The organism is Shewanella sp. T24-MNA-CIBAN-0130 (assembly GCF_040310185.1).
GTDB lineage: Bacteria > Pseudomonadota > Gammaproteobacteria > Enterobacterales > Shewanellaceae > Shewanella > Shewanella psychromarinicola.
On the sequence record NZ_JBEOPP010000011.1, the window covers coordinates 75,687 to 99,020 of the forward strand.

General features: G+C 41.2%; 23 protein-coding genes and 2 tRNA genes. 12 read left to right on the forward strand and 13 right to left on the reverse strand.

Features of this window, described 5'->3' with window-relative positions; genetic code table 11:
• Window positions 1-49: 49 nt before the first annotated feature.
• Entirely contained in the window at window positions 50-571 is a 522-nt protein-coding gene (locus tag AAEZ02_RS06870) for a GspH/FimT family pseudopilin (RefSeq protein WP_124012205.1), read from the reverse strand.
• Between the two features lie 226 nt (window positions 572-797).
• Between AAEZ02_RS06870 and glnB the strand changes: the two genes are divergently transcribed.
• The 3 genes from glnB (at window position 798) to AAEZ02_RS06885 (ending at window position 3,635) form a co-directional block, all read left to right on the forward strand.
• Window positions 798-1,136: a nitrogen regulatory protein P-II gene (gene glnB, locus AAEZ02_RS06875; RefSeq protein WP_351122385.1), complete on the forward strand. Its 339-nt coding sequence runs from the start codon at window positions 798-800 to the stop codon at window positions 1,134-1,136.
• A gap of 273 nt (window positions 1,137-1,409) precedes the next feature.
• Window positions 1,410-2,696: an NAD(P)/FAD-dependent oxidoreductase gene (locus AAEZ02_RS06880; RefSeq protein WP_124012203.1), complete on the forward strand. Its 1,287-nt coding sequence runs from the start codon at window positions 1,410-1,412 to the stop codon at window positions 2,694-2,696.
• Window positions 2,697-2,933: 237 nt separating this feature from the next.
• Window positions 2,934-3,635 carry a SapC family protein gene (locus tag AAEZ02_RS06885; protein ID WP_101034582.1) on the forward strand — a complete coding sequence of 234 codons (702 nt, stop codon included), beginning with the start codon at window positions 2,934-2,936 and terminating at the stop codon, window positions 3,633-3,635.
• A 141-nt stretch (window positions 3,636-3,776) separates the two neighbouring features.
• Here the strand turns inward: AAEZ02_RS06885 and AAEZ02_RS06890 are convergent.
• Window positions 3,777-3,852 (reverse strand) — tRNA-Thr (locus AAEZ02_RS06890).
• Between the two features lie 7 nt (window positions 3,853-3,859).
• A tRNA-Phe gene (locus AAEZ02_RS06895) sits at window positions 3,860-3,935 on the reverse strand.
• A 1,057-nt stretch (window positions 3,936-4,992) separates the two neighbouring features.
• Between AAEZ02_RS06895 and AAEZ02_RS06900 the strand changes: the two genes are divergently transcribed.
• Window positions 4,993-5,547, forward strand: a complete 555-nt coding sequence (locus AAEZ02_RS06900) for a cytochrome b (protein WP_351075882.1) — start codon at window positions 4,993-4,995, stop codon at window positions 5,545-5,547.
• Window positions 5,548-5,671: 124 nt separating this feature from the next.
• A complete protein-coding gene (locus AAEZ02_RS06905; protein ID WP_351075879.1) occupies window positions 5,672-6,247 on the forward strand; it encodes a YceI family protein in 576 nt (191 codons plus the stop codon).
• 164 nt (window positions 6,248-6,411) lie between these two features.
• Here the strand turns inward: AAEZ02_RS06905 and AAEZ02_RS06910 are convergent, their stop codons facing one another.
• Both AAEZ02_RS06910 and mutY read right to left on the reverse strand, forming a co-directional pair.
• Window positions 6,412-6,690 (reverse strand): oxidative damage protection protein, encoded by a 279-nt coding sequence (locus tag AAEZ02_RS06910; RefSeq protein ID WP_351122388.1) that lies wholly within the window; start codon window positions 6,688-6,690, stop codon window positions 6,412-6,414.
• A gap of 34 nt (window positions 6,691-6,724) precedes the next feature.
• Entirely contained in the window at window positions 6,725-7,798 is a 1,074-nt protein-coding gene (gene mutY / locus AAEZ02_RS06915) for an A/G-specific adenine glycosylase (protein WP_124012199.1), read from the reverse strand.
• A gap of 250 nt (window positions 7,799-8,048) precedes the next feature.
• Here mutY and trmB point away from each other — a divergent pair, with 250 nt between their 5' ends.
• From trmB to AAEZ02_RS06940, 5 genes are all read left to right on the forward strand, one after another.
• Window positions 8,049-8,765, forward strand: a complete 717-nt coding sequence (gene trmB, locus AAEZ02_RS06920) for a tRNA (guanosine(46)-N7)-methyltransferase TrmB (RefSeq protein WP_101034587.1) — start codon at window positions 8,049-8,051, stop codon at window positions 8,763-8,765.
• A 36-nt stretch (window positions 8,766-8,801) separates the two neighbouring features.
• Window positions 8,802-9,128: a YggL family protein gene (locus AAEZ02_RS06925; RefSeq protein ID WP_124012198.1), complete on the forward strand. Its 327-nt coding sequence runs from the start codon at window positions 8,802-8,804 to the stop codon at window positions 9,126-9,128.
• Window positions 9,129-9,134: 6 nt separating this feature from the next.
• Entirely contained in the window at window positions 9,135-10,049 is a 915-nt protein-coding gene (gene glsB / locus AAEZ02_RS06930) for a glutaminase B (protein ID WP_101034589.1), read from the forward strand.
• 238 nt (window positions 10,050-10,287) lie between these two features.
• The gene (locus AAEZ02_RS06935) at window positions 10,288-11,100 is read left to right on the forward strand and encodes a YggN family protein (protein ID WP_124012197.1); all 813 of its coding nucleotides are present in this window, start codon (window positions 10,288-10,290) and stop codon (window positions 11,098-11,100) included.
• 404 nt (window positions 11,101-11,504) lie between these two features.
• A complete protein-coding gene (locus AAEZ02_RS06940; protein ID WP_101034591.1) occupies window positions 11,505-12,446 on the forward strand; it encodes a LysR family transcriptional regulator in 942 nt (313 codons plus the stop codon).
• Between the two features lie 712 nt (window positions 12,447-13,158).
• Here the strand turns inward: AAEZ02_RS06940 and AAEZ02_RS06945 are convergent.
• The 8 genes from AAEZ02_RS06945 to AAEZ02_RS06980 all read right to left on the reverse strand — a co-directional run bounded on the left by AAEZ02_RS06945 (window position 13,159) and on the right by AAEZ02_RS06980 (window position 21,068).
• The gene (locus AAEZ02_RS06945; protein ID WP_124012196.1) at window positions 13,159-15,015 is read right to left on the reverse strand and encodes a DUF885 domain-containing protein; all 1,857 of its coding nucleotides are present in this window, start codon (window positions 15,013-15,015) and stop codon (window positions 13,159-13,161) included.
• Window positions 15,016-15,243: 228 nt separating this feature from the next.
• Complete coding sequence (hemW, locus tag AAEZ02_RS06950; protein ID WP_124012195.1) at window positions 15,244-16,383, reverse strand: radical SAM family heme chaperone HemW; 1,140 nt, start codon at window positions 16,381-16,383, stop codon at window positions 15,244-15,246.
• On the reverse strand, window positions 16,384-17,061 hold the full coding sequence (gene rdgB / locus AAEZ02_RS06955; RefSeq protein ID WP_124012194.1) for an RdgB/HAM1 family non-canonical purine NTP pyrophosphatase: 678 nt from the start codon (window positions 17,059-17,061) through the stop codon (window positions 16,384-16,386).
• Between the two features lie 390 nt (window positions 17,062-17,451).
• Window positions 17,452-17,913, reverse strand: coding sequence for a DUF4426 domain-containing protein (locus AAEZ02_RS06960; RefSeq protein ID WP_124012193.1), 462 nt, complete (start codon window positions 17,911-17,913; stop codon window positions 17,452-17,454).
• 49 nt (window positions 17,914-17,962) lie between these two features.
• Window positions 17,963-18,262 carry a DUF167 family protein YggU gene (gene yggU / locus AAEZ02_RS06965; RefSeq protein WP_124012192.1) on the reverse strand — a complete coding sequence of 100 codons (300 nt, stop codon included), beginning with the start codon at window positions 18,260-18,262 and terminating at the stop codon, window positions 17,963-17,965.
• A 99-nt stretch (window positions 18,263-18,361) separates the two neighbouring features.
• Entirely contained in the window at window positions 18,362-18,910 is a 549-nt protein-coding gene (locus AAEZ02_RS06970; protein ID WP_101034842.1) for a YggT family protein, read from the reverse strand.
• Between the two features lie 226 nt (window positions 18,911-19,136).
• Window positions 19,137-19,955, reverse strand: a complete 819-nt coding sequence (proC, locus tag AAEZ02_RS06975; RefSeq protein ID WP_124012191.1) for a pyrroline-5-carboxylate reductase — start codon at window positions 19,953-19,955, stop codon at window positions 19,137-19,139.
• 417 nt (window positions 19,956-20,372) lie between these two features.
• Entirely contained in the window at window positions 20,373-21,068 is a 696-nt protein-coding gene (locus AAEZ02_RS06980; RefSeq protein ID WP_124012190.1) for a YggS family pyridoxal phosphate-dependent enzyme, read from the reverse strand.
• Between the two features lie 27 nt (window positions 21,069-21,095).
• Between AAEZ02_RS06980 and AAEZ02_RS06985 the strand changes: the two genes are divergently transcribed.
• Window positions 21,096-22,133: a type IV pilus twitching motility protein PilT gene (locus AAEZ02_RS06985; RefSeq protein ID WP_101034598.1), complete on the forward strand. Its 1,038-nt coding sequence runs from the start codon at window positions 21,096-21,098 to the stop codon at window positions 22,131-22,133.
• Window positions 22,134-22,144: 11 nt separating this feature from the next.
• Entirely contained in the window at window positions 22,145-23,257 is a 1,113-nt protein-coding gene (locus tag AAEZ02_RS06990; protein WP_101034599.1) for a PilT/PilU family type 4a pilus ATPase, read from the forward strand.
• The last annotated feature ends 77 nt before the right edge of the window (window positions 23,258-23,334 follow it).

A 23,334-nucleotide genomic window follows, 5' to 3' on the forward strand; every position in this document is an offset into this window, starting at 1 on the left:
TCTTTATCAATAATCTTTATTATTTTATATTTTGTCATTTTACATTTTGTTAAAATTTACATTCTATATTTTTCTTGTTTGATACTCTTACCCTACCAGCTTGATTAACAATTACCGCTTTTGAATAAGGACTGTCAACAGAGCCTGGGCAATACGTTAATGTTCCATTAGTGCCTGAAGCTAATCCATCGGGTTGAAATCTAATCGCGGGACGATTGTAGTCAATGTAATCATTTTCATGAAAAGGAGATGTTTGTTGGAGTAAGCTATCACTGGCATCAAGTTGGTTTTTTTGCCCACGGTCAATAAATACACTTAACCCAATACTCCAATCCGATGAACACAAGTTGTCGACTAAAGGGCAAATTGTTACCCTCGAGCCATAACTGATTGCCATATTTCGGCCTAATTGAATGGTCTGTTGGATCACTTTAATATTACTACTTGCCCTGACTTGTTCAATTAATGCAGTAAATGAGGGAATTGCGATGAGTGAAATTAGTGTGGCAATCAGCATAGTTACTATTAACTCAATCAGACTAAAGCCTTTTATGTGATTAAAATGAGGCATACTGGTTCATCCTTAAACGTTGTCGGCTGCGTCCTGCAGTAAAACTTAATCTAGTATAGAAAATGAACAGCAAGTTTGCTGCGAAATATCTTTTCATAAATACGTAAAATAGCCGCGACAATTGGCTGCGCTTTCAAGTAAGATATTTGAATGATATTAGTAAGCATATAAACTGTAATCAGGACAAATGCTTAATCAACAACTTAGCCGATGACAGGAGTATTTAATGAAAAAAGTCGAAGCGATTATTAAGCCATTTAAACTTGATGATGTGCGTGAGTCACTTGCTGAAATTGGCATTACGGGTATGACAGTGTCTGAAGTCAAAGGTTTTGGCCGTCAAAAAGGTCATACCGAGCTTTATCGTGGCGCAGAATACATGGTGGATTTTTTACCAAAAGTAAAAATCGAACTGGTGATCCAAGATGACCTTCTTGAGCGAGCGATTGATGCTATTGTTGATATCGCCAGAACAGGAAAGATTGGTGATGGAAAAATATTTGTAACCGACGTTGAACGAGTCATTCGAATTCGTACCGGTGAAGAAAACGAAGAAGCAGTATAAGGCCTACAGGGCCTTTTTTTTCAATTGTACATTTTGTTTAGTTAACCTCAACTCTGGATAAGAGATGGGATAAATTGTTAAAAACGGCTTTATTTCAAGTCTACAACATCAAAATCGCCATGCGTTTGCTAGTAAGGCGTATTGACGTGTCAATAGCGGGCCCATTTTAAGTAGGTGCAACTTTGGCCGCGCAGCAAAGGGCTGTTTGATAACCGTTTATTATCCACAGTTAGGTTACATAGTCGCTGGCATAAGGTATCTCTGAGGTAATGTATGGTTCAACGAATTGTTATTGTGGGTGGCGGAGCTGCAGGGTTAGCATTGGCCTCCAAATTGGGACGGAAGTTTGGTAAAAGTCCGTTAATCGATATTAGTCTGATTGATAAAAATACCATCCATATTTGGAAACCCAAGTTACATGAAGTTGCCGTTGGTGTGATTGATCAATCAATTGAAGGCCTGCAATATCGAGATCACGGATTAAAGAATGGCTATCGATATATTCGAGGTGCCATTGAACAATGCGACCCAAGCACTAAGCAAATTCAACTTGCTCCAGTGTATAACGATGAAGGCGAGATGATCATTGCCGCGCGCAGTATTGAATACGATACTCTTGTGCTTGCATTAGGCGGGGTTTCAAATAGCTTTAATACACCGGGTGCTGAAAAACATTGTATTTTCTTAGACAGTTTAGACAGTGCAAATCTTTTTCACCATAAGCTTATGGATGCACTCTTACAGCTTAATGAAACACAAGACCAATTAGGTATCGGTATCGTAGGTGCCGGTGCAACAGGCGTCGAGCTGGCCGCTGAACTCCATCATGTTATTGAGTCTGTAAGGGAGTACGGTTATCAAAATATCTCCAAAGATCATTTAGATATAAACCTAATTGAAGCATCCACTAAAATCCTTCCCCAATTACCTGAACAAGTCAGTTCGAGGGCACAAACTGTACTGTCAAAATTAGGGGTAAAATTGCACTTAGGTGTGCAGGTTAAAGAAGTGACTAAAGAAGGCTTTGTTACTGCGACAGGTGAGACGATTAAAGCCAATATAAAAGTATGGGCAGCAGGTGTTAAAGGTCCAAAGGTCTTTGAAAATTTCACCCAATTACCTATTACGCCACGTAATCAAATCGATGTAGATGAGTGTATGCATGTTAAAGGCCTTAATGATATTTACGCCTTAGGTGACTGTGCTCAATTAATTTTACCATCAGGTAAACCCGTACCACCCAGAGCCCAAGCAGCTGCCCAAATGGCCGATCGCCTATATGACAATATTTGTTTAAAGATGAAGCTTCAACCAGAAAAACCTTTCGTTTATAAAGACTATGGTTCATTGGTATCGCTCAGTCGTTTTTCTGCGGTTGGAAATTTAATGGGTAACCTTCGTTCGGGAGACTTTTTTGTTGAAGGTCACGTTGCACGTTTGATGTATATCTCGCTTTACCAACGTCATTTAGCCAGTTTATATGGCTGGTTCTCCGCTTCTGTATACCGTATTGCGCAAAAGCTACTTCGCTGGCAACGTCCTAAACTGAAATTGCATTAGGTGATTACCCGGCTAATAAATCGATAATCAGCGCCCATTGTATTCTTTTTTATTGAATACAAAGCTTTTTTGGACAAGAATTGGTCACTTGGTGATTATTGACGCAATTTAGCCTAAATGTACTTGAATTTAAGATTTAACTTGGTAGTTTCAGTTATTAATTATTTGTTAACCTAAGGTATGACAATGATGTTGTACTTAAATCAGAGAAGATAATCAGTGCTTCAAGGAGCCAAGATGCCCAACGAAATTACATTATTAGAACAAACCAAACATGGTGATTTAAAACTGACTCCAAGTGATTTTTCACACGTGGCAGAACAGCACATTGTGCCTGTAACCTTACATGAAATTAATCGCGCTGCCACTGAATATCCTATCGTATTCGTTAAAAATAGTGACACAAACGAGTTTCAATCAGTTGCTATGCTAGGGTTAAAGCCTGGTCAGAATCTAAGTGTAAAAGACGGCAAATGGCAAGGCTTGTATATTCCTGCGGTTGTACGAGATTATCCTCTTGGCTTAGTCGTTAACCCAGACGTTAAAGATAAAGTGTGGATTGGCATTCGTGAAAATGCTAAAGAAGTGACTAAAGAAGACGGCCAAGCATTATTTGAAGAGGGTAAAGAAACCCCATTTTTAGAAGCGCGTAAGCAAGCATTGATTAGTCACTATGAACAAGATCAAGCTACACGGGGTATTTTGAGCTTTTTAGATGAAAAAGGCTTGTTGATTAATCAGACTCTAACTGTTGATGTCGCCGGTGAAAAACGTAATATTAATGGTTTATATCTTATTGATGAAGCTAAATTAAATGCACTAACCGATGAAGAGTTCATTGAGCTTAAAAAGCGTGGTTTACTCGGTCCTATATACGGTCATTTAGGCTCACTTAACCAAGTTAATCGCTTAGCTCGAATTGAAGCGCTGGGTCGATAGTGTCGTAAGGTTATATTAAAACAGGCACTCAATTGAGTGCCTGTTTAGTTTTAAGAAGCTAAAATGCAATAAATAGAGCGCTTAAATCGAATACATTTCAGATACAAAAAAGCCACTCATTGAGTGGCTTTTTTGTTTTTATGGTGCCGGCACCAAGAGTCGAACTCGGGACCTACTGATTACAAGTCAGTTGCTCTACCAGCTGAGCTATGCCGGCTAAATTGTGGTGCCCGAACCCGGAATCGAACCAGGGACACGAGGATTTTCAATCCTCTGCTCTACCGACTGAGCTATTCGGGCAACTAACTAAGTGTCAGTTAACTACTACAGACTAAGTATTAACTTGGTAATCAATACCTGTCTCGTCTGGAGTGCGCACATAGTATAGTGATGGTTTTTATCGTGCAAGTGGTTTTTCAAATGTTTTCACTCGTTCGGCTAGTTAATGTGCAAACGGGTGGTTTTTTATAAGTAATTGATGATTTTTAACGCGAAGGGGGGAATTAATATACTAAGGCCTGTTGATCTTTCAATGTTGTTTTTGCAGCGAATTGTAGCTCATTACTTAACATGAGCTACAAGGCAGGGGCTTTGTGGTGTAGTTATGCTACATAAAAAGCCGATAACGCAGTAGAAATGACCAACAAACGCTGCCCGAAGGGGTCGGCTAAAAACGTTTTACCCTTTGTTGAGTGAGTCTTTGATAAGCGAGTGTTGCTTAGATTGCTAGGCAGCAATCCACTCGCCTCGATTAAAACGTTTTTATCTCGAACAAAATTATCTCGAACAAAATTTAACCAGCGAAGATCAACAGGCCCTAGTCATGCAGTATATCGGTGAGCGTAACTGTGTCAGTTTCCTATAAAGAAAGGCAAAACCCAGCTAATAGCAGGCATAATCCATTTACTGATTTTCTTTAAGCCATTTTGAGGTTAACCATAGTCGTTAATAGCATTAAGAGGGGGGAGCGATATAAGACATCCTAAGTAAGATGCGTTTAAGCGCTGACTTTGCTTGGCTCTATAAGCTAAAAAGACAACTGTTATTACCTCATACTTAACGTTGAGTACTCGCTATTAACCTTGTATACCCCATATATAGAGTGTTCAATTCCCATTGTGGGTTCGTTTTCTATCCTAGTTAACCGGACTCGAACCAGTAACGGACAAGTGTATGCGTTGTTTCTTACTATAATGGGTATTTACCGCTCTTGTACCGACTTAAACGGTTAATCATCCTCACAGATAATATTGGTTAACAATTCATTTCTATTTTATCGAATGAATACTCCTATATTTAGCAGTTTTCTTTACTAAAAATGACGTTAATATGTTGTGAGTTTATTGAGGAAGGTAACATGTTAAAAAACACTTCAGCTGGCTATGGATTAATAACCATTTTGACCCATTGGTTGTCCGCCATCGCAGTTATTAGCCTTTTTAGTGTAGGTTATTGGATGGTTGATCTTACGTACTACAGTAGTTGGTACCAAACTGCGCCACATGTTCATAAAAGTATTGGTCTGCTGTTACTCGGATTAACCTTGTTAAGATTAGTGTGGCGAGCTATGTCACTAACGCCTAGTGCATTACCTAACCATCAGCCATGGGAAAAACGTATGGCAACCTGGGCACATGCTAGTCTTTATACGTTAATGCTGCTGATTATGTTTTCAGGAATTATGATTTCTACAGCAGATGGTAGGGATATTTGGATTTTTGACTGGTTTGCCGTGCCGTTTCCTAATGCTTTTATTGACGAACAAGCTGATATTGCCGGTGTTATACATCAATACCTTGCTTATAGCTTAATTGGCCTAGTTGTGTTGCATAGCGCAGGTGCGATTAAGCATCATATTATAGATAAAGATAATACTCTGAAAAGAATGCTTATTCCCAACCGTGTTCGTTAACAGTTGTATTGGTTAACAATCTAATTAATCGTCGGTTCAGCTAACGGTTATGTTCGATGATGATGACTCTATTTATTAACTCTACCTATTTACCATTAACGCTTAATTTAAAGGAATAAAAATCATGAAAAAACACCTTATTGCAGCCATAATCGGTTCAACGCTTATGTTACCCGTTGCAGCTAATGCGGCCGACTATGTTATCGACACCCAAGGTGCACATGCATCGATTCAATTTAGTGTTAACCATTTAGGTTATAGTTTTGTGGTAGGACGTTTTAATGAGTTTTCAGGTGACTTTAGCTTTGATGCTAACAAATTGGCTGATGCCAAACTGAACGTCAAAATTAACACTAACAGTGTTGATTCAAATCACGCCGAACGTGACAAGCATTTGCGCAGTGAAGACTTTTTAAATACCAGTAAATTCCCTCAAGCCACTTTTACGTCGACATCCATAGTGGATAAAGGTAATAACCAGTTTGTGATTAATGGTGATTTTACCTTAAATGGCGTGACCAAACCCCTAACCATAGATGCCGTTGCCATTGGTGAAGGTAAAGATCCATGGGGAGGTTACCGTGCAGGCTTTAGTGGTACAACGACATTTGCGATGAAAGACTTCGATGTCAAAATGGATTTAGGTCCTGCTTCTGCTAACGTTGAATTAGCATTAGTAGTGGAAGGCATTAAGCAATAATGAACACTATGAGTTCACTAACTGGCATCAGGTAGAGTAATAAATGAGCGCCCACCGACGCCACTTCGTGTCGAACAACGAGGTTTTTCGATGAAGGTGATATAATAAAGCCGCTTAGTAAAGCGGCTTTATTTTTAGGTAAAACAATTGATTATATTGACTGGTTACTCGTCTTCAGCTGGCGGAACATAGCCTTCAATTTCAACGTCTTTACCTTCAAATAAAAAATTAGTCATTTGCTCTTCAAGAAATTTACGGTCATCAACATTCATCATATTGAGTTTTTTCTCATTAATGAGCATGGTTTGCTTCTGTTGCCATAAGCCCCAAGCTTCTTTACTGATATTATCAAAAATGCGCTTACCCAATTCGCCAGGGTATAGCTGAAAATCTAAGCCGTCAGCGGATTTGTTTAAATGTTGACAGTGAACGGTGCTAGCCATGATGATCCCTTACTAACTTTAATTACGATAAAAATTAATGTGTCGCGAAAAGTACGGCTAAATTAGCCAAAATACGTTCTGTGGCAGCTGCCAACCCGACTTTCGCAGGTTGTTCTATGTTATACCAGAGTGCCGAGGTTTGTTCCATGATACCGCTAGCGAGATCTGGAGATAGTTCAACTAATACCGGGTGAATATCCAGATGAAAGTGACTGAATGTATGCCTAAATCCTGCAAGCCCTTGCTCTGACTCTGTCAAATTATGCAGGCTTAAATAATCATTTATTTCTGCTTGGTGCTCAAATTGCGGAAAACACCATAATCCCCCCCATATCCCCGCGGGTGGACGTTGAATAAGCTGAACTTTTACTGAATCTTCGCTGCTATCGACTAAAACCAGCATAAAAGCAGATTTTTCTGGAGTGATTTTTTTAGGTTTTTTACCTGGATATTGACTTTGAAGACCGCTTTGTTGAGCCACACAATCAATTGCCACAGGGCAAGCTGCGCAATTGGGTTTACTGCGGGTGCAAACACTTGAACCAATATCCATCATTGCTTGGTTAAATTTTTCAACATCTTTGACTGGCGTTAATGTGTCGGTTAATTGCCATAATTGCTGCTCAACGTTTTTTTGTCCAGGCCAGCCTTCAATAGCACCATGTCTGGCCAATACCCGTTTTACATTACCATCTAAAATAGGGTGGTGTTGTCCGAGCGATAAGGATAAGACTGCGCCAGCAGTCGATTTACCTATTCCAGATAAAGCCACTACATCATCAAACTGAGTAGGGAACTCGCCGTTAAAGGCATCGCGAATATGCTGAGCTGCTTTATGTAAATTACGTGCTCTGGCGTAATAGCCTAAGCCCGTCCACAAATGCAGCACCTCATCTTGATGAGCATTAGCAAGATCTATAACGCTAGGGAAACGCGCTATAAATTTTTGGAAATAGGGAATCACAGTTGCGACTTGAGTTTGCTGGAGCATGATCTCCGACACCCAAACACGGTAAGGCGTTTTATTGATCTGCCAAGGCAGTGATTTACGACCATGTAGGTCATACCAAGCGATGATACGCTCAGAAAATGGAGTCAGATTTTTCATGGGCGCAGTGTAGCCATAGGCATTTTATTACACAAGTAGCCAGGCTATTTTAAATCACTCGTTTACACCAAATTAGCGTAAACATGTGCAATCAGTTTAGGTATAATGGCCCACTGACTTTAAAAATGATCTGTTACAGATAACAATTGCGTAATGTGCAGCTAAAAAGTGGCTACCATGGCATTTAGCCACTAACCCATTTAATCACTCGCTATAACAGCACAAGAAGTACGCAGACAATGAGGCAAAGATGAGCGACGTTACCACAGCTGAATTTAACGAAGACGGTAAATACATTCGTAAAATCAGAAGTTTTGTTTTACGTGAAGGCCGTTTAACCAAAGGCCAATCTCAAGCAATTGAAGCACATTGGCCAGCAATGGGACTTGATTACACTCCACAACCGTTGGATTTAAACCAAGTGTTTGGTCGCGATGCTGATACCGTTCTAGAAATAGGTTTTGGTATGGGTGCATCATTAGTGCAAATGGCAAAAGCAGCCCCAGAACAAAATTTTATTGGCATAGAAGTCCATAAGCCTGGCATTGGTACGTGTCTTTCTGAGGCCGGTGCTGCTGAAGTTACTAACTTACGTGTATATCACCATGATGCAATGGAAGTGCTAGAGCACAGTATTCTTGATGGTTCACTTGCGCGGGTACAATTGTTTTTCCCCGATCCATGGCATAAAAAACGTCATAACAAGCGTCGGATTGTACAAGCTGAGTTTGTACAGCTAGTCCGTCGTAAGCTTAAAATTGGTGGTGTGTTTCACATGGCAACCGATTGGGAAAATTACAGCGAGCATATGTTAGACATAATGAATGCTGCTGAAGGTTATAATAATCAATCAACAACTGGTACAGTTGTCGAACGTCCAGACCACCGTCCGCTTACAAAGTTTGAAGCAAGAGGCCACAGACTTGGTCACGGCGTATGGGATATCATGTTTGAGCGTATCGCTTAATCACTACTACACTTTTTAGCAATCGGAGAATACACCATGGCGCAAAATCGCAGTCGACGTTTACGTAAAAAATTACGAGTTGATGAATTTCAAGAATTAGGTTTCGAAATGAACTGGACATTTAATGAGTCAGTTTCTGAACAAGATATCGATAGTTTGGTTGATCAGTTTATTGCTCAAGTGATTGAACCACGTCAATTAGGTTTCCACGGTGGTGGACACAAGCAATGGGAAGGCATTATGGCTACCCAAACTATCGGTAAATGTACTGATGAAGATATTGCAGCAGTCAATGCATTCTGGAAAGACAAGCCAGTTTCTGACCTTGAAGTCAGTGATTTATATGATATTTGGTGGGGTTAAGCTAAATTGCCAGAGCAATTATTACTTCAAGACGCTGTCGATAAAGTAAGATCGCTATTGGGTAAAGGTAAGGTGGCAGGATATATTCCTGCTCTTGCCTGCGTTGACCCCAACAAAATAGGTATTGCAGTTACCACCATTGACGGTCAAACAATTGGTGCGGGTGATTATCTTGAACCTTTTTCCATTCAAAGTATTTCTAAAGTCTTTAGCCTGACTCAGGCACTTAATTTATATACAGAAGAAGAAATCTGGAGTCGAGTGGGTAAAGAACCTTCTGGGCATTCATTTAACTCGCTTGTACAGGTTGAATTAGAGCGTGGCAAACCACGGAATCCATTTATTAATGCTGGCGCGTTAGTCATTGCGGACTTGTTGCAAGCACGCTTGGGTGCACCTAAACATCATATGCTTGAGGTGGTGCGTCAGTTGAGCCAAAATACCACATTAGCCTTCGACAAAGTGGTAGCAGATTCTGAGTATCAATTTAGTGCACGTAATGCTTCTATTGCCTATTTAATGAAGTCATTTGGTAATTTTAATGGCGACGTGAATACCGTACTTAAAAGCTATTTTCATTATTGTGCGTTAAGGATGAATTGTGCAGATTTGTCCCGGGCGATGTTTTATTTGGCCAATCGTGGTAAGACACTCGATGGCGATAGCTTAGTCTCACCAGTGCAAACTCGGCAGCTTAATGCATTACTCGCAACGTCTGGATTATACGATGGCGCAGGCGAGTTTGCTTACCGAGTGGGTATGCCGGGTAAAAGTGGCGTAGGCGGCGGTATTATTGCGATTATTCCTGGTGACATGTCTATCTGTGTGTGGTCGCCTGAACTCGACAATAATGGCAATTCATTGGCAGGTACAGCCTTACTTGAGCATTTAAGCCAGCAGTTAGGTCGTTCAATTTTTTAATTCCACATCACTTTTTTTAATTTCACATCACTACTCGTAAAATAGACTACTTTTTGGTTTATTTTACGAAGAGGGTGGTGTTTTTTGTTCATTTAGTAGATGTTAAATTTTAAATTTTATAAAAACCACTTATAAATCAAGCGACTATACTTGTTGGCATGACTAGTGCTTTATTGTGCTATAACTAATTATATTGAATAGATTTTATCGATATTCGTTTAACAAAAGGATTTTTATCATGACCAAACAGAAGTTAATTTGTGGTTTAGCGTTAACTAGCATGTTATTCACTGCAGGGGCATTGACTCCAGCCATGGCAAAAATGTCAATTAATGATGAAAAGTGTAACGTGACATTAAACTATGACGTGACCGTTGAACCGAAAAGTTTACAGGTCAGTGATAATGGCAGCGAGAAATATCGCGTTCAACTGGGTCAATTGTATGTCGACGGTAAAGAAGTCGCATTAAATGACAAGCAACGGCTGTTATTAACTCAATATTCTGATGAGCTATCTCGCCAAGTTCCTGAAGTGATTGATTTAGTCACCGACGTTGTGTCGATGGCATCTCAGGCTGTCAATATGGCGCTAACACCAATATTTGGCGATGCCACAGGCGTTCAGATTGATAAGATGATGACAGGTATTCAACAACGCATTGATACTATGGCTTATCAACAAGGTGATAAATTTTATTTAGGCTCAACTGAATCTTCAATGGAACATGCCTTTAATGAAGAGTTTGAGCAAGAAATAGAGCAAATGGTAACGAACTCAATGGGCTCATTAATGATGACATTAGGTAGCCAGATCATGTCTTCTGAAGGTGGTTCGTTTGAAGAGAAAATGAATACTTTTTCACAAAAAATGGACAACGTCGGTAAAGACATCGAGCAACAACTTGAGTCGCAATCTCAAGGTCTGGAGCAACGCGCGACTGAGGTTTGTGATAATTTTGAAGGATTATTAGTGTTAGAAAGTCGAGTGCGTAAAGCCATCCCAGAACTTGCACCTTACACCTTAGCTACGCTAGGCGATATAAAAGAGTAACCTTGTTCAAGCTGTCTTCCCGGACACCTGACCTTCCCCTGTGCTTTTTTAAAGACACAGGGGCTTTTTTTTTCCGCCTATTTTAGCTATTTTGCCGCTATAGCTAGTGTTGCTTTGTTCTGATAAAAAAATTGTCAATTATAAATATACAGCCCGACAGGCTTTTTTTGTTATACTAATAAAAACTATAACAAAATTGCACTCTATTTTTGGATGTGGTTATATTTCGGAGTAGTCATTTGTTTGTGTTGATTTACAGTATTGGTTTGTTTCGGTGCTCATTGAGCATCAACACTATTAATAACTGAATGTTGATATTGTGCTTAGCAAGGTTTAGTTACCAGCAATGGCAAACAGACATCTGAAATTTTTATTAATGTCGTAACCAGCTTAAGGCGACTTTCATGTTAGAACTGTTAGAACCTATCGCAATTTTTACTCATGTTGCACGTGCAGGAAGTTTTAGTGCTGCAGCCAGACGTCTTGGCATTTCTAAATCTAAAGTGAGCACTCAAGTTGCAGATCTTGAACATAAACTTGGCGTTCAACTTATTCAGCGTACAACACGCAGTTTAAGTCTTACCGAAGCCGGCAATCTATTATATCTTCAAGGCGAAGAACTACTTCGAGATGCAGAACAGGCAGTATCAAGTGTTCACAACTTAAATGATGCCACTCGTGGTGTATTGAAAGTCGGGATTTCGCAATCATTTGGTACTATGCATATTATTCCTGCTTTACCAGAATTTATGGCGAGACACCCAGATCTTGAACTACAAATCAGTTTGCTTGACCACAAAGTTGACGTTGTCAGCGAAGGTTTAGATCTGTTGTTAACCATGTCTGAGCAATTACCGCTGGGTATGGTGGCAAGGCCGTTAATGAAATGTCAGTTTTTGTTAGTCGCATCACCAGGCTATGTTGCCCAGCACGGAAACATTAGCCGGCCTGAACAATTGGTTGAACACAATTGTTTGGTGTATCAAGGCGAGTGGCATGAGCACAGTATGTGGCAATTTAAAAAGGGCGATGATTATTGTGAAATTGGCGTATCAGGCAATTTCCGTGTTGATAATGCGCCGGCATTAAAATCGGCCGCAGTGAGTGGTTTAGGTATTGTTTACTTAGCCAGTTATTTGCTGGAAGATGAAATTGCTGAAGGAACATTGGTTCCTTTGTTACCTGATTGGCAGTTGACCCATAATCTTCCATTACAAGCGGTGTATCCGCGTCGTAAACACCTGGCTCCAAAGGTGAGTGCGTTTATTGATTTTATTAAAACGCACATTAGTAGCCCACCTTATTGGGACGCTAAGTTTGAAAATTTGTACAAACAGCGTAAATAGCCTCAACTCTGGATAATAAACGGTTATCAAACAGCCCTGTGTTGTGCTAGCTGCATTGTATCGACTTACATTGGCTGGCACATAGTTATTGAGGCAGCGCTTAACGCGGCTCTTAACATAGCGATTAATACGTCAATCCGCCTTGTTAGCAAAACACATGGCAAGTTTGATACTGCAAACTTAAAAGACATCCGTTGTTAACTATATATTCCCACGCCTGTTTAGAGTCGATGCTAGGTAAAAGCGGAAACACTGTTTCCTTTTTAAAACAAAGCCAAAAATTATCTTGCAGTTTAATATTAAAGTTATATTTATCAGTTTATTAAGATTTTAATTTATTAGTTATTCATTAGGTAGCTAATCAAGGGGGCAGCGAAATACCAGAGTTAAGTTGTTGAAGTCTGTTCTGATATCAATACAATAGTTATTAGTTGATTCGAAATGATTTGAAGCATGCGTTTTCTGAGAAATGACCCCTTTTCAGTTAAGCGTACAAATCGGCAAGGTAGCAAATTTTGAATCAGTACTGGCAGTAGTTTTGAACTAATATAATGCCAGTCTTGAAACCATCATCCTAGTTTATTTGGTTACCCCAGACGTTGAGCTGGGGTTATTTTTTTGTGGCATGATGAAAGTAAAACCATAACCATAATCATAATCATAATCCAAGCTTGGTGCTTTACTTTATCCTGTACCAATAACCAACGCTAAATTACTGCGACTGAACCCGTTTAATCCACTTATTTACCTGCTCTGCAAGAATGTCTAATGGCAATGGCCCATTTTTCAAGATTGAGGTGTGAAATTCACGAAGATCAAACTTGGTGCCTAATTCTTTTTTGGCATGTTCACGTAGCTGAAGTATGTTAATCATTCCCACTTTATACGCGGTTGCTTGTGATGGCATAACAATATGGCGCTCGACCATTTTAATGGCATCAGATTGCGCATTTGGTGTGTTATCGACGTAATAGGCAATAGCTTGCTCACGAGTCCACTTTTTAGCGTGTATTCCAGTGTCAACGACTAAACGACATGCGCGCCACAGTTCCATTGATAGACGGCCAAAGTCTGAATAAGGATCTGCATATAAGCCCATTTCTTTAGGAAAATATTCAGAGTAAAGTCCCCAGCCTTCAGTATAAGCAGTGTAACTGCCAAATTTACGGAATTTTGGAATGCCTTGCAGTTCTTGTGCAATAGCAATTTGCATGTGATGACCAGGGATCCCTTCATGGTAGGCCAGAGCCTCCATTTGATATTTTGGCATCGCTTCCATTTTATATAAATTAGCGTAATAGGTGCCTGGACGAGATCCGTCTGGTGCTGGTTGATCGTAAAATGCTTTACCTGCCGACTTCTCTCTAAAAGCCTCCACCTTTCGTACCACTAAAGCGGCTTTAGGCTTAATGGTAAATACTTCATCTAAACGAGACTCCATAGTATCGATCAGAGACTTGGCTTGGGTGAGATATGCTGTTTTACCTTCATGAGTGTCAGGGTAATAAAACTGTTGGTCATCGCGCATGAAAACAAAAAACGCTGCTAAGTTGCCGTCAAAATGCACCTTTTTCATAATGACACGCATTTCATCATGAATACGCTTAACCTCGTTCAAGCCGAGTTCATGTATGGTGTCTGCTGTCATGTCAGTGGTGGTGGTGCGGGCGAGGGCATTATTGTAAAACGCTTCCCCGTCAGGCAGTTTCCAAACACCATCTTGAGTATCAGCAAGTGCTTCAAGTGACTTTGTATAGTTGATTAATTGCTCATAAGCAGGCTTTACCTTAGTAAGCAGAGCCTGTTTTACTTCGGCTAATAAGGCTTGTTTGTTGTCATCACTTATATCGAGTTTATTTATCTTACGGTTCGCGTCAGCCCATAACGCGCTGTCCTTTCCCGTATTGGCAAATGGGGCACCAGTAATAATATTTTTGCTATCAGAAATCACATATGAGAATACAAATTTTGGCGCGATAATATACTTTTCGGCACGAATTTCTAATGAGGTTTGTAATTGTGATAACAGTGTCGGTATGGCGTTTAAACGACTGATATACGCTTTTGCATCACTCTCATCTGTTATTTGATGTTGATTAATCAGCAACGAGGCCACCATTGAGTGAACACCGTTCATTTGGTTAATCGGATAGGTGTGATAACGCCATTTATCATCGCTAATACTGTGTTCTAAACTGGCTTTTAATAGTTCAAAACTGAGTGAGGCCTGTTCATCGAGCTTAGTCGCATCAAGGCGGTTTAATCTTGTCAGTTGCTGTTTACTGCGGGCTAAATTTGCATCGGCAGCGGCTTCTGATAAGTCATTCCACTTGCCATAATCTTGTTTGATCCCAAGGTAAGTTTGGTTAACTGGACTTGCCATAACATTTTCCATAAAAATGGCTTCAAACAATGCATTGGCTTTTGCTGATTCGGTTTGCTGGTTTGTTGTTGCTGTACTTTCTTGTGAGCTTAATTGCGGCATGTTATGCAGCTGTGCAATAGCTGATGTAGCGAATAAACTTGATAACGCAACAGCAATCAGAGTTGTTTTTGTTTTAATAGACATTGATATCATCCCAAAGTTATAAGGGCACATCCTAATCAAGCTTTAGCTAAAGGTGTAAATATAAATGTTAGAAAATGTGTATGTAAGGCAGAGGTAATGGCGCGGTTATGTCGCTATTTGGGTTTGCGACTCGCAGCATCTGGGTATAACAGTAAGCTGCGAGCCATATTTTTCTATTAAATCCAGTAATTAAATCTAGTGATTAAATCTAGTGATTAAATCTAGTGATTAAATAAACTGGGATAGCAAATCATTGACAAACATGTGGCCTTTTTGCGTTAAGTGCCAATGTGTTGTGGTCTCGGTCAATAATCCGCGTTCAATTGATTTTTGCATCCCTTGCTTGACCACATCTGCCGATTGCCCTGTTCGCTGCTCAAATTCAGTTTTAGGGATTGGCGTCATCAATCTAAGACGATTCATTAAATACTCTAATGGGCGATCGTCTTCAATCACCTCTGTGGTTTCAAAGGTATATTTATCTGCTGCGAGGTAGCCTTTGGGGTGCTTTATTTTAACGGTACGGACAATCCGATTTGAGTCGGGCAGGGTGATTTTACCGTGGGCCCCGCAACCGATGCCAAGGTAATCGCCAAATTGCCAATAGTTAAGATTATGGCGACATTGGAATCCAGGTTTTGCATAGGCTGATATTTCGTATTGCTCATAACCTAATGCGGCTAAACGTTGCTGACCTTGCTCGTAAATTTGCCACAGGTTCTCATCGTCTGGTAATTGTGGCGGTTTTGAATGAAACAAGGTGTTGGGTTCAATGGTGAGTTGATACCAAGAAAGATGCGGTGGGGCTAAGGCTGTTGCCGTGTCGATATCATGCATGGCTTCATCAAAGCTTTGGTTCGGTAAACCATGCATTAAATCGAGATTGAAACTTAAATAATCAGCTTGCTTGGCTTTTTCAGCCGCCACTTTCGCTTCATCTTCGTTGTGGATACGTCCGAGTAAATTAAGTTTTTCTTTTGAGAAACTTTGCACTCCAATAGATAAGCGCGTGACACCCGCAGCACGGTAAGCACTAAAGTCATCGTGCTCTAATGTACCTGGGTTGGCTTCCATAGTGATTTCAATATTATCTTCAAAAGGGATCAATGCTTGCGCCCCTTCTAGTATGCGTTGAATTTGGCTCGCATCAAATAACGATGGCGTGCCACCGCCGATAAAGATGGTATGCACCTTTCTACCTTGAACATAAGCCAAGTCTTGTTTTAAATCGTCTAATAACGCATCGACATATTGTTGCTGTGGTAACTCACCATTTTGGCCGTGAGAGTTAAAATCGCAATAAGGGCATTTTTGTACACACCATGGGATATGGATATACAAGCTAAGGGGGGGCAATTGCAATGTCATTTATTGATTATCATCCGTAGTATTGTTCGATGAAATGATACCTTGCGCTTTCATTGCACTCACTAAAAGTTCAAGTGCTTTGCCTCGATGACTGTGGGCATTTTTCTGCTCACGAGTTAACTCTGCTGCCGAGCAATCAAAACCTTGCGGGATAAATATCGGGTCATAACCATGGCCTTGCTCGCCTTGTGGGGCATGGTTTATGGTTCCTTCCCATGAGGCTTGGCAAATAATGGGCGTTGGATCTTTTGCATGGCGCAAGTACACCAGCACACATTGAAAGCGGGCATTACGAAGCGTTTCACCTTGCAGTGCATCAAGTAATTTAAGGTAATTGCTGGTTTCAGTGGCACCGGGGCCAGAATAGCGTGCTGAATATATGCCTGGTTGGCCTTGTAATGCATCAACTTCAATACCCGAATCATCTGCAATAGCCGCTTTACCGGTAATTTGTGCGGCATGACGAGCTTTTATTATAGCGTTTTCAACAAACGTGGTGCCTGTCTCTGCAACCTCAGTCACGTTAAATTTATTCTGTGGTAATACTTCAATATTAAATGTTGTCAGCATTTGATCAAATTCGGCAAGTTTGCCTTTGTTGCCACTGGCAAGAACAATTTGTTGTTTCACTGGGGTATGCATAAGTTTTTTTTGAGATGAGGATAAATTTGCGGTCATTATACGCTAACAAGGTTGCGATGCGCTACGCTGCTAAGATCCTAGGCCGCTACGCGGATAGTGCGCTTCGCTTCTAGGGCGTGACTTCGTCACTGCTAGGGACAGCTTTCGCTGCTAAGATCCTAGGCCGCTACGCGGATAGTGCGCTTCGCTTCTAGGACGTGACTGCGTCACTGCTAAGGACAGCTTCGCTGCTAAGATTCTAGGCCGCTAGGCGGATAGTGCGCTTCTAGGACGGACTGCGTGACTGCTAAGGACAGCTTCGCTGCTAAGATTGAGTCGCTGGGCGACTAGGCTGTTGATTTTATAGCCTCTAGCCGCGTAGCGTCCTAGCAGCGCAGCGCTCTAGGCTCTTTCGCTCGATATCGCTCGTTATCGAGATTTTAGGCCTTAATCTACATAGAACTTCTGTTTGAATTTCACCGAGGTATTTAATTGATTTTTGTACTTAATGGCAATGGTGAAATTGACATCTTGATCGTCGCGGTAAGGCACTTCTGCGATGTAATAGATGGATTCGCCTTCACGGATTTCTTTAAAATCAAGCGTCATGCGTGCATCAATTAAGTTATTGGCGATGCCTGAAATTTCGACCGAGACTGCGGGATGTCCTTCTTGGCTGGTATTTAGCACGGTAATATTGACTAATCCATTGTAACTGCTGCGTTCTATGCCGTAGGTTTTAGCTATTTCTGGGGTAATAAAGGTGCTACTAAGCGCCATGTAATGAATATCAAAATTACCCACTTGTTGCTTTTGTTCTGCGTGAGCATTGCCAATATTGCTGATTGCGATGACTGACAACAACAATATTTGTAACAGTGAGCGAGATAAACGCAATGATTGAAACATAATCTGTCCTTAGTGTGCTTGAGCAATAACGTTATTATAGATGAGTCGGCTATAAAAGCGCGGCTATTTCCGCTGGGATAACTTTGGGTTGGCATATTTTAATTTGCTTATGACGACCTTGTTCACCTTTGAGAATATGTACCTGACTTTTAGGGACTTTACAGGCTTTTGCGAGGTACTTAGACAAATAAGCATTTGCTTTACCGTCAATGGGTGGCGCTGTTATGGCTATTTTTAATTCGTTACCGTGTAAGCCGACAATTTGATCGCGGCTTGCTTTGGGTTGTACATAGACAAAAAGCAGCAAGTCTCCTTGCTGCTCATCGTTAATATAGCTTACTGGGTTCATTTTTTAACCTCAGCTCGAGATATTAAATTGTTGAAATGGGCTAATTTTAGTTTATTTACCCCAACTCTTAACCCGAGTTGAGGTTGTTTAATTCGACAACTAAATAATTGACCAAAAAGGAATATATTGTGCACACAGCATGTTAATGAAGTTCATTGCAATAAACACCACCAATACCGATAAATCCAAGCCACCCATTGCAGGTATTATTCTACGCACTGGCGCTAAAACCGGTTCTGTTAATTGCGCAATAACCATAACAATAGGGTTATTGTTTTGATTGAACCAGCTTAATACTGCACGAATAAGTAACATCCAAAAAAACAATACGCCCGCTTGTTTTATCACAGAGATAAATGAGAACAATAACAAGGTAAGAATGTCTACAGCAGCACCTGCAATCAAAGTAAGTACTAACATTTTAACTAACACGACAATCAGTGCCAGTAAGATTGATGAAGTATCGATACGTCCTATCGAAGGTAATAGTCGACGCATTGGTGCGATAATAGGCTGTGTCGCTTTAATCACAAATTGACTAAATGGATTGTAAAAATCCGCTCTTGCAAGCTGCAGCATAAAACGAAGAATGACGATCATTAGGTATAAGTCAAACACGGTGTTGACTAAAAAACTCATTGCATTCATGGATATTGCCTTACGTTTATGTAAATTAGTGCCTAAGTTAGTACCTAAATTAGTGCTTAAATAAATGCTTAAATTAACTGATCGCATATTTAACAGTTCAGTTAACTCAGCTGCAATATACCCGATTTTCACTCAGATTTCGTGCGTTTAAGCTGAGTTTTTACTAAAAACTATTTTAGCACTAAAGAGGTTAACGTTAAGTTAAATAATCATTCATCCCATAGCGTTAAAATGTTTTAGCCATCTCTTGGGCTCTGGCAACGCAGTTTGTCATGGCTTGGTCTACCAATTCAACTAAACCGCCTTGCTGGAGCGTTTCAACCGCTCTGGCTGTGGTGCCACCTTTTGACATAACATTCTGACGTAATTCTGTCACCGATAATTGTTGGTTTTGGATCACCATTTGCGCGGCACCTAAAGCGGCCTGTTCAGCAAGGAGTCTTGCTTTGTCCTCAGCCATGCCCATATTGACGCCAGAAGCGATCATTGACTCGATAAACAAGTAGAAATAAGCAGGAGAACTGCCCGCAAGCGCAATCACTTGATCTAATTCTGCTTCTTTATCAACCCAAACTACTTTGCCACCACTTTGCATTAATGTTTCGCAAATGGCCTTATGTTCGGCAGAAATACTGTCATCGGCATAAATACCCGTCATACCATAGCCAATTTGAGTTGGGGTATTAGGCATAGTGCGGATAAGCTTGATAGGTTGATTAAAATAGACCGGATAACGAGACGCCGGAATACCTGCAGCGATAGTGATGATTAACTTATCCGCTAAATCCAGTGAACTTAAGTCTTCACAAACAGATGCCATTAATTGAGGTTTTACGCTTAACACGATCACCTCTGCTGCTTTGGCTGCTGCGTGGTTATCATGGGAAACCTCAATAGCAAAATCTTGCTGCAACGCATCCAATTTACCTTTGCTTGGATTGGTAGCATGAATAAGATCACTAGGATAGCCATGTGTAACTAAGCCACTGATAATGCTACGAGTCATATTGCCCGCACCGATAAAACATACTTTTGCTTGAGTCATTAAGTCTGTATCCAATAAAAGAGTGAATTTATGTCCAATTGCTGTGTATGTTACCTAATTCAGCTCTAGGACGCTACGCTTCCAGGTTCTAGGGTCGCTACGCTGCTCGGTTCTAGTGTCGCTACGCTGCTAGGGCGGACTACGTCCTGCTAGGATCTAGGGCGTGACTTCGTCACTGCTAGGGTCGCTGCGCTGCTAGAACGGACTACGTCCTGCTAGGCCGCTGCGCGGATAGAGCGCTTCGCTTCTAGGGACAGCTTCGCTGCTAAGATTGAGTCGCTGCGCGACTAGGCTATTGATTGTATAGAATCTAGCCGCGTAGCGACCTAGCAGCGCAGCGTTCTAGGCTGTTGCTATAGATTGTATAGAATCTAGCCGCGTAGCGTCCTAGCAGCGCAGCGCTCTAGGCTGTTGATTTTATCTTTGACCAAAGATAGCACTGCCGATGCGCACCATGGTTGATCCGTTGGCGATGGCGATATCCATGTCACCGCTCATGCCCATAGACAGAGTGTCGACGCTAGGATATTGCTGTTTAAGCTGGTCAAAAAGTTGCTTTAATTGGCTAAATTCTTGTTGCTGAAGTTGTACATCATCAGTGGCGGTTGGGATCGCCATTAATCCGCGCAGTTTAAGGTGGGGTAAGGATGCGATAGTAAGTGCTAACGTGGCGACATCTGCAAAACTTGCAGAATTGATACCCGACTTAGACTCTTCCTGGCTAATATTGACTTGAATACACACGTTTAATGGCGACTTGTCGCTCGGCCGCTGTTCATGCAAACGTTGGGCTATTTTGCCGCGACTTAAGGTGTGCATCCAATCAAAATGCTCGGCGACAATTTTTGTTTTATTCGATTGCAGCGGGCCTATAAAATGCCATTCTATATCCGGGTAATCTGCCTGTAAGGCGTTAATCTTAGTTTCGCCTTCTTGGACATAGTTTTCACCAAATAAACGTTGCCCCGCTTGATAAGCTGCAATAATGTCACTTATGGGTTTGGTTTTGCTCACCGCCAGTAGGTTTATCTCATCTGGAGAACGTGAACAATTTTGCGCCGCTTGATTAATTCTGCTCTGGGCGATTGATATTCTGTCTGCTATTGTTGTCATAATGTTGGTTTAATGGATGTCTCTACAATGGAAATCACTGAATTACTGGCCTTTAGTGTCAAACACAAAGCATCAGATCTACATCTTTCAGCAGGCGTATCCCCCATGATCCGTGTTGACGGTGAAGTGAGGAAAATTAATTTACCTGCGTTAGATCATCAAGGCGTTCATAGTCTTGTTTATGACATCATGAATGATAAACAACGTAAAGACTATGAAGAACACTTAGAAATCGATTTTTCATTCGAAGTCCCCAATCTAGCTCGCTTTCGTGTTAACGCATTTAATCAGTCTCGTGGTGCAGGCGCGGTATTTCGTACCATTCCTTCTGAAATTTTATCTCTTGAGCAACTTGGTGCACCAGAAATTTTTAAGAAAATTGCCAGTTACCCACGTGGATTGGTATTAGTGACAGGGCCAACGGGGTCGGGTAAATCGACCACATTGGCAGCGATGGTCGACTACGTTAATGAAAATCGACATGAACATATTTTAACCATTGAAGACCCGATAGAATTTGTCCATCAAAACAAACAATGCTTAATCAATCAGCGCGAAGTTCACAAACATACACATAGCTTTAATGCGGCGCTGAGAAGTGCATTGCGTGAAGACCCTGATGTTATTCTTGTGGGTGAAATGCGCGACCTTGAAACCATTCGTTTAGCCATGACGGCCGCAGAAACGGGTCACTTAGTGTTTGGTACTTTGCATACCACCTCGGCAGCCAAAACCATTGACCGTGTGGTCGATGTATTTCCTGAAGGTGAAAAAAGCATGGTACGCACCATGTTGTCAGAGTCACTTCAAGCCGTTATTTCGCAAACATTGATTAAGAAAATTGGTGGTGGCCGAGTGGCCGCACATGAAATTATGATGGGTACACCCGCGATCCGAAATCTTATTCGTGAAGACAAGGTCGCGCAAATGTATTCAGCCATTCAAACGGGTATGTCTCACGGCATGCAAACCCTTGATCAATGCCTGCAAAATTTGGTCAATCGTGGCTTAATTACCCGCGAAGATGCGATGCAGAAAAGTTCGAATAAACAAGCTAATTTCTAAGGAACTGGATCATGGATGTTCGTCCGTTTTTAAATATGATGGTTGAGAAAAAGGCGTCTGACTTATTTATCACCGCCGGTTTTCCACCGAGTGCCAAAATTGACGGTGAGTTACGTCAGCTATCTGAAGACCGATTAACACCAGAGCAATCGCTGATGTTTGTTGAGTCGTTAATGAGTGATATACAAAAGAAAGAGTTTCACGACAGCAGCGAATGCAACTTTGCTTTTGCGGCAAAAGATTTAGGCCGTTTTCGTGTCAGTGCCTTTTGGCAACGAGAATCAGCCGGTTGTGTTATGCGCCGTATCGAAACCCAAATTCCAGAAGTGGATGACTTAAAGCTTCCCGCCATTTTAAAAGATTTGGTCATGAGTAAACGTGGTCTTATCATCATGGTCGGCGGAACAGGTACCGGTAAGTCAACCTCGCTAGCTGCGCTGGTGGGCTACCGAAACGCTCATTCTCGGGGGCATATTCTGACCATTGAAGACCCGGTTGAATTTGTGCATAACCATCGTAAAAGTATTGTTACTCAACGAGAAGTGGGTATTGATACCGACTCATTTGATGCCGCGCTTAAAAGCTCACTGCGCCAAGCGCCAGATGTGATCTTAATTGGTGAAATTCGTACTCAAGAAACCATGGAATTTGCACTGTCGTTTGCCGAAACCGGTCATTTATGTATGGCGACTTTACATGCAAACAACGCCAACCAAGCACTCGATCGTATTATGCATTTGGTGCCAGAAAGTAAGCACAATCAGCTGCTATTTGATTTGTCATTAAATTTACGCGGTATTGTGGCGCAACAGCTTATTCCTAAATCAGACGGAACCGGACGTCGAGCCGCCATTGAGGTGTTAATTAATACTCCACGTGTGGCCAGTTTGATTGCTAAAAACGAGTTGCATTTACTGAAAGAAACCATGGCTAAGTCTCGCGAGCAAGGCATGCAAACGTTTGACCAGGCATTGCTTGATTTATATCTAGAAGGTGAGATCAGTTACGCCGATGCATTACATCATGCCGACTCACCTAATGATTTGCGTTTAATGATTAAATTGCAAAACAACGAAGCGGCTTCATCGGGCGCCATGGAAGGCATTACACTCGATATGGATTAGGCGTGATATGAACAAAATGTTCAGATAGTAAGCCAGTTGGTGGTTTTTTAGAGGTCGAGCGTCACATAATGTGTGTT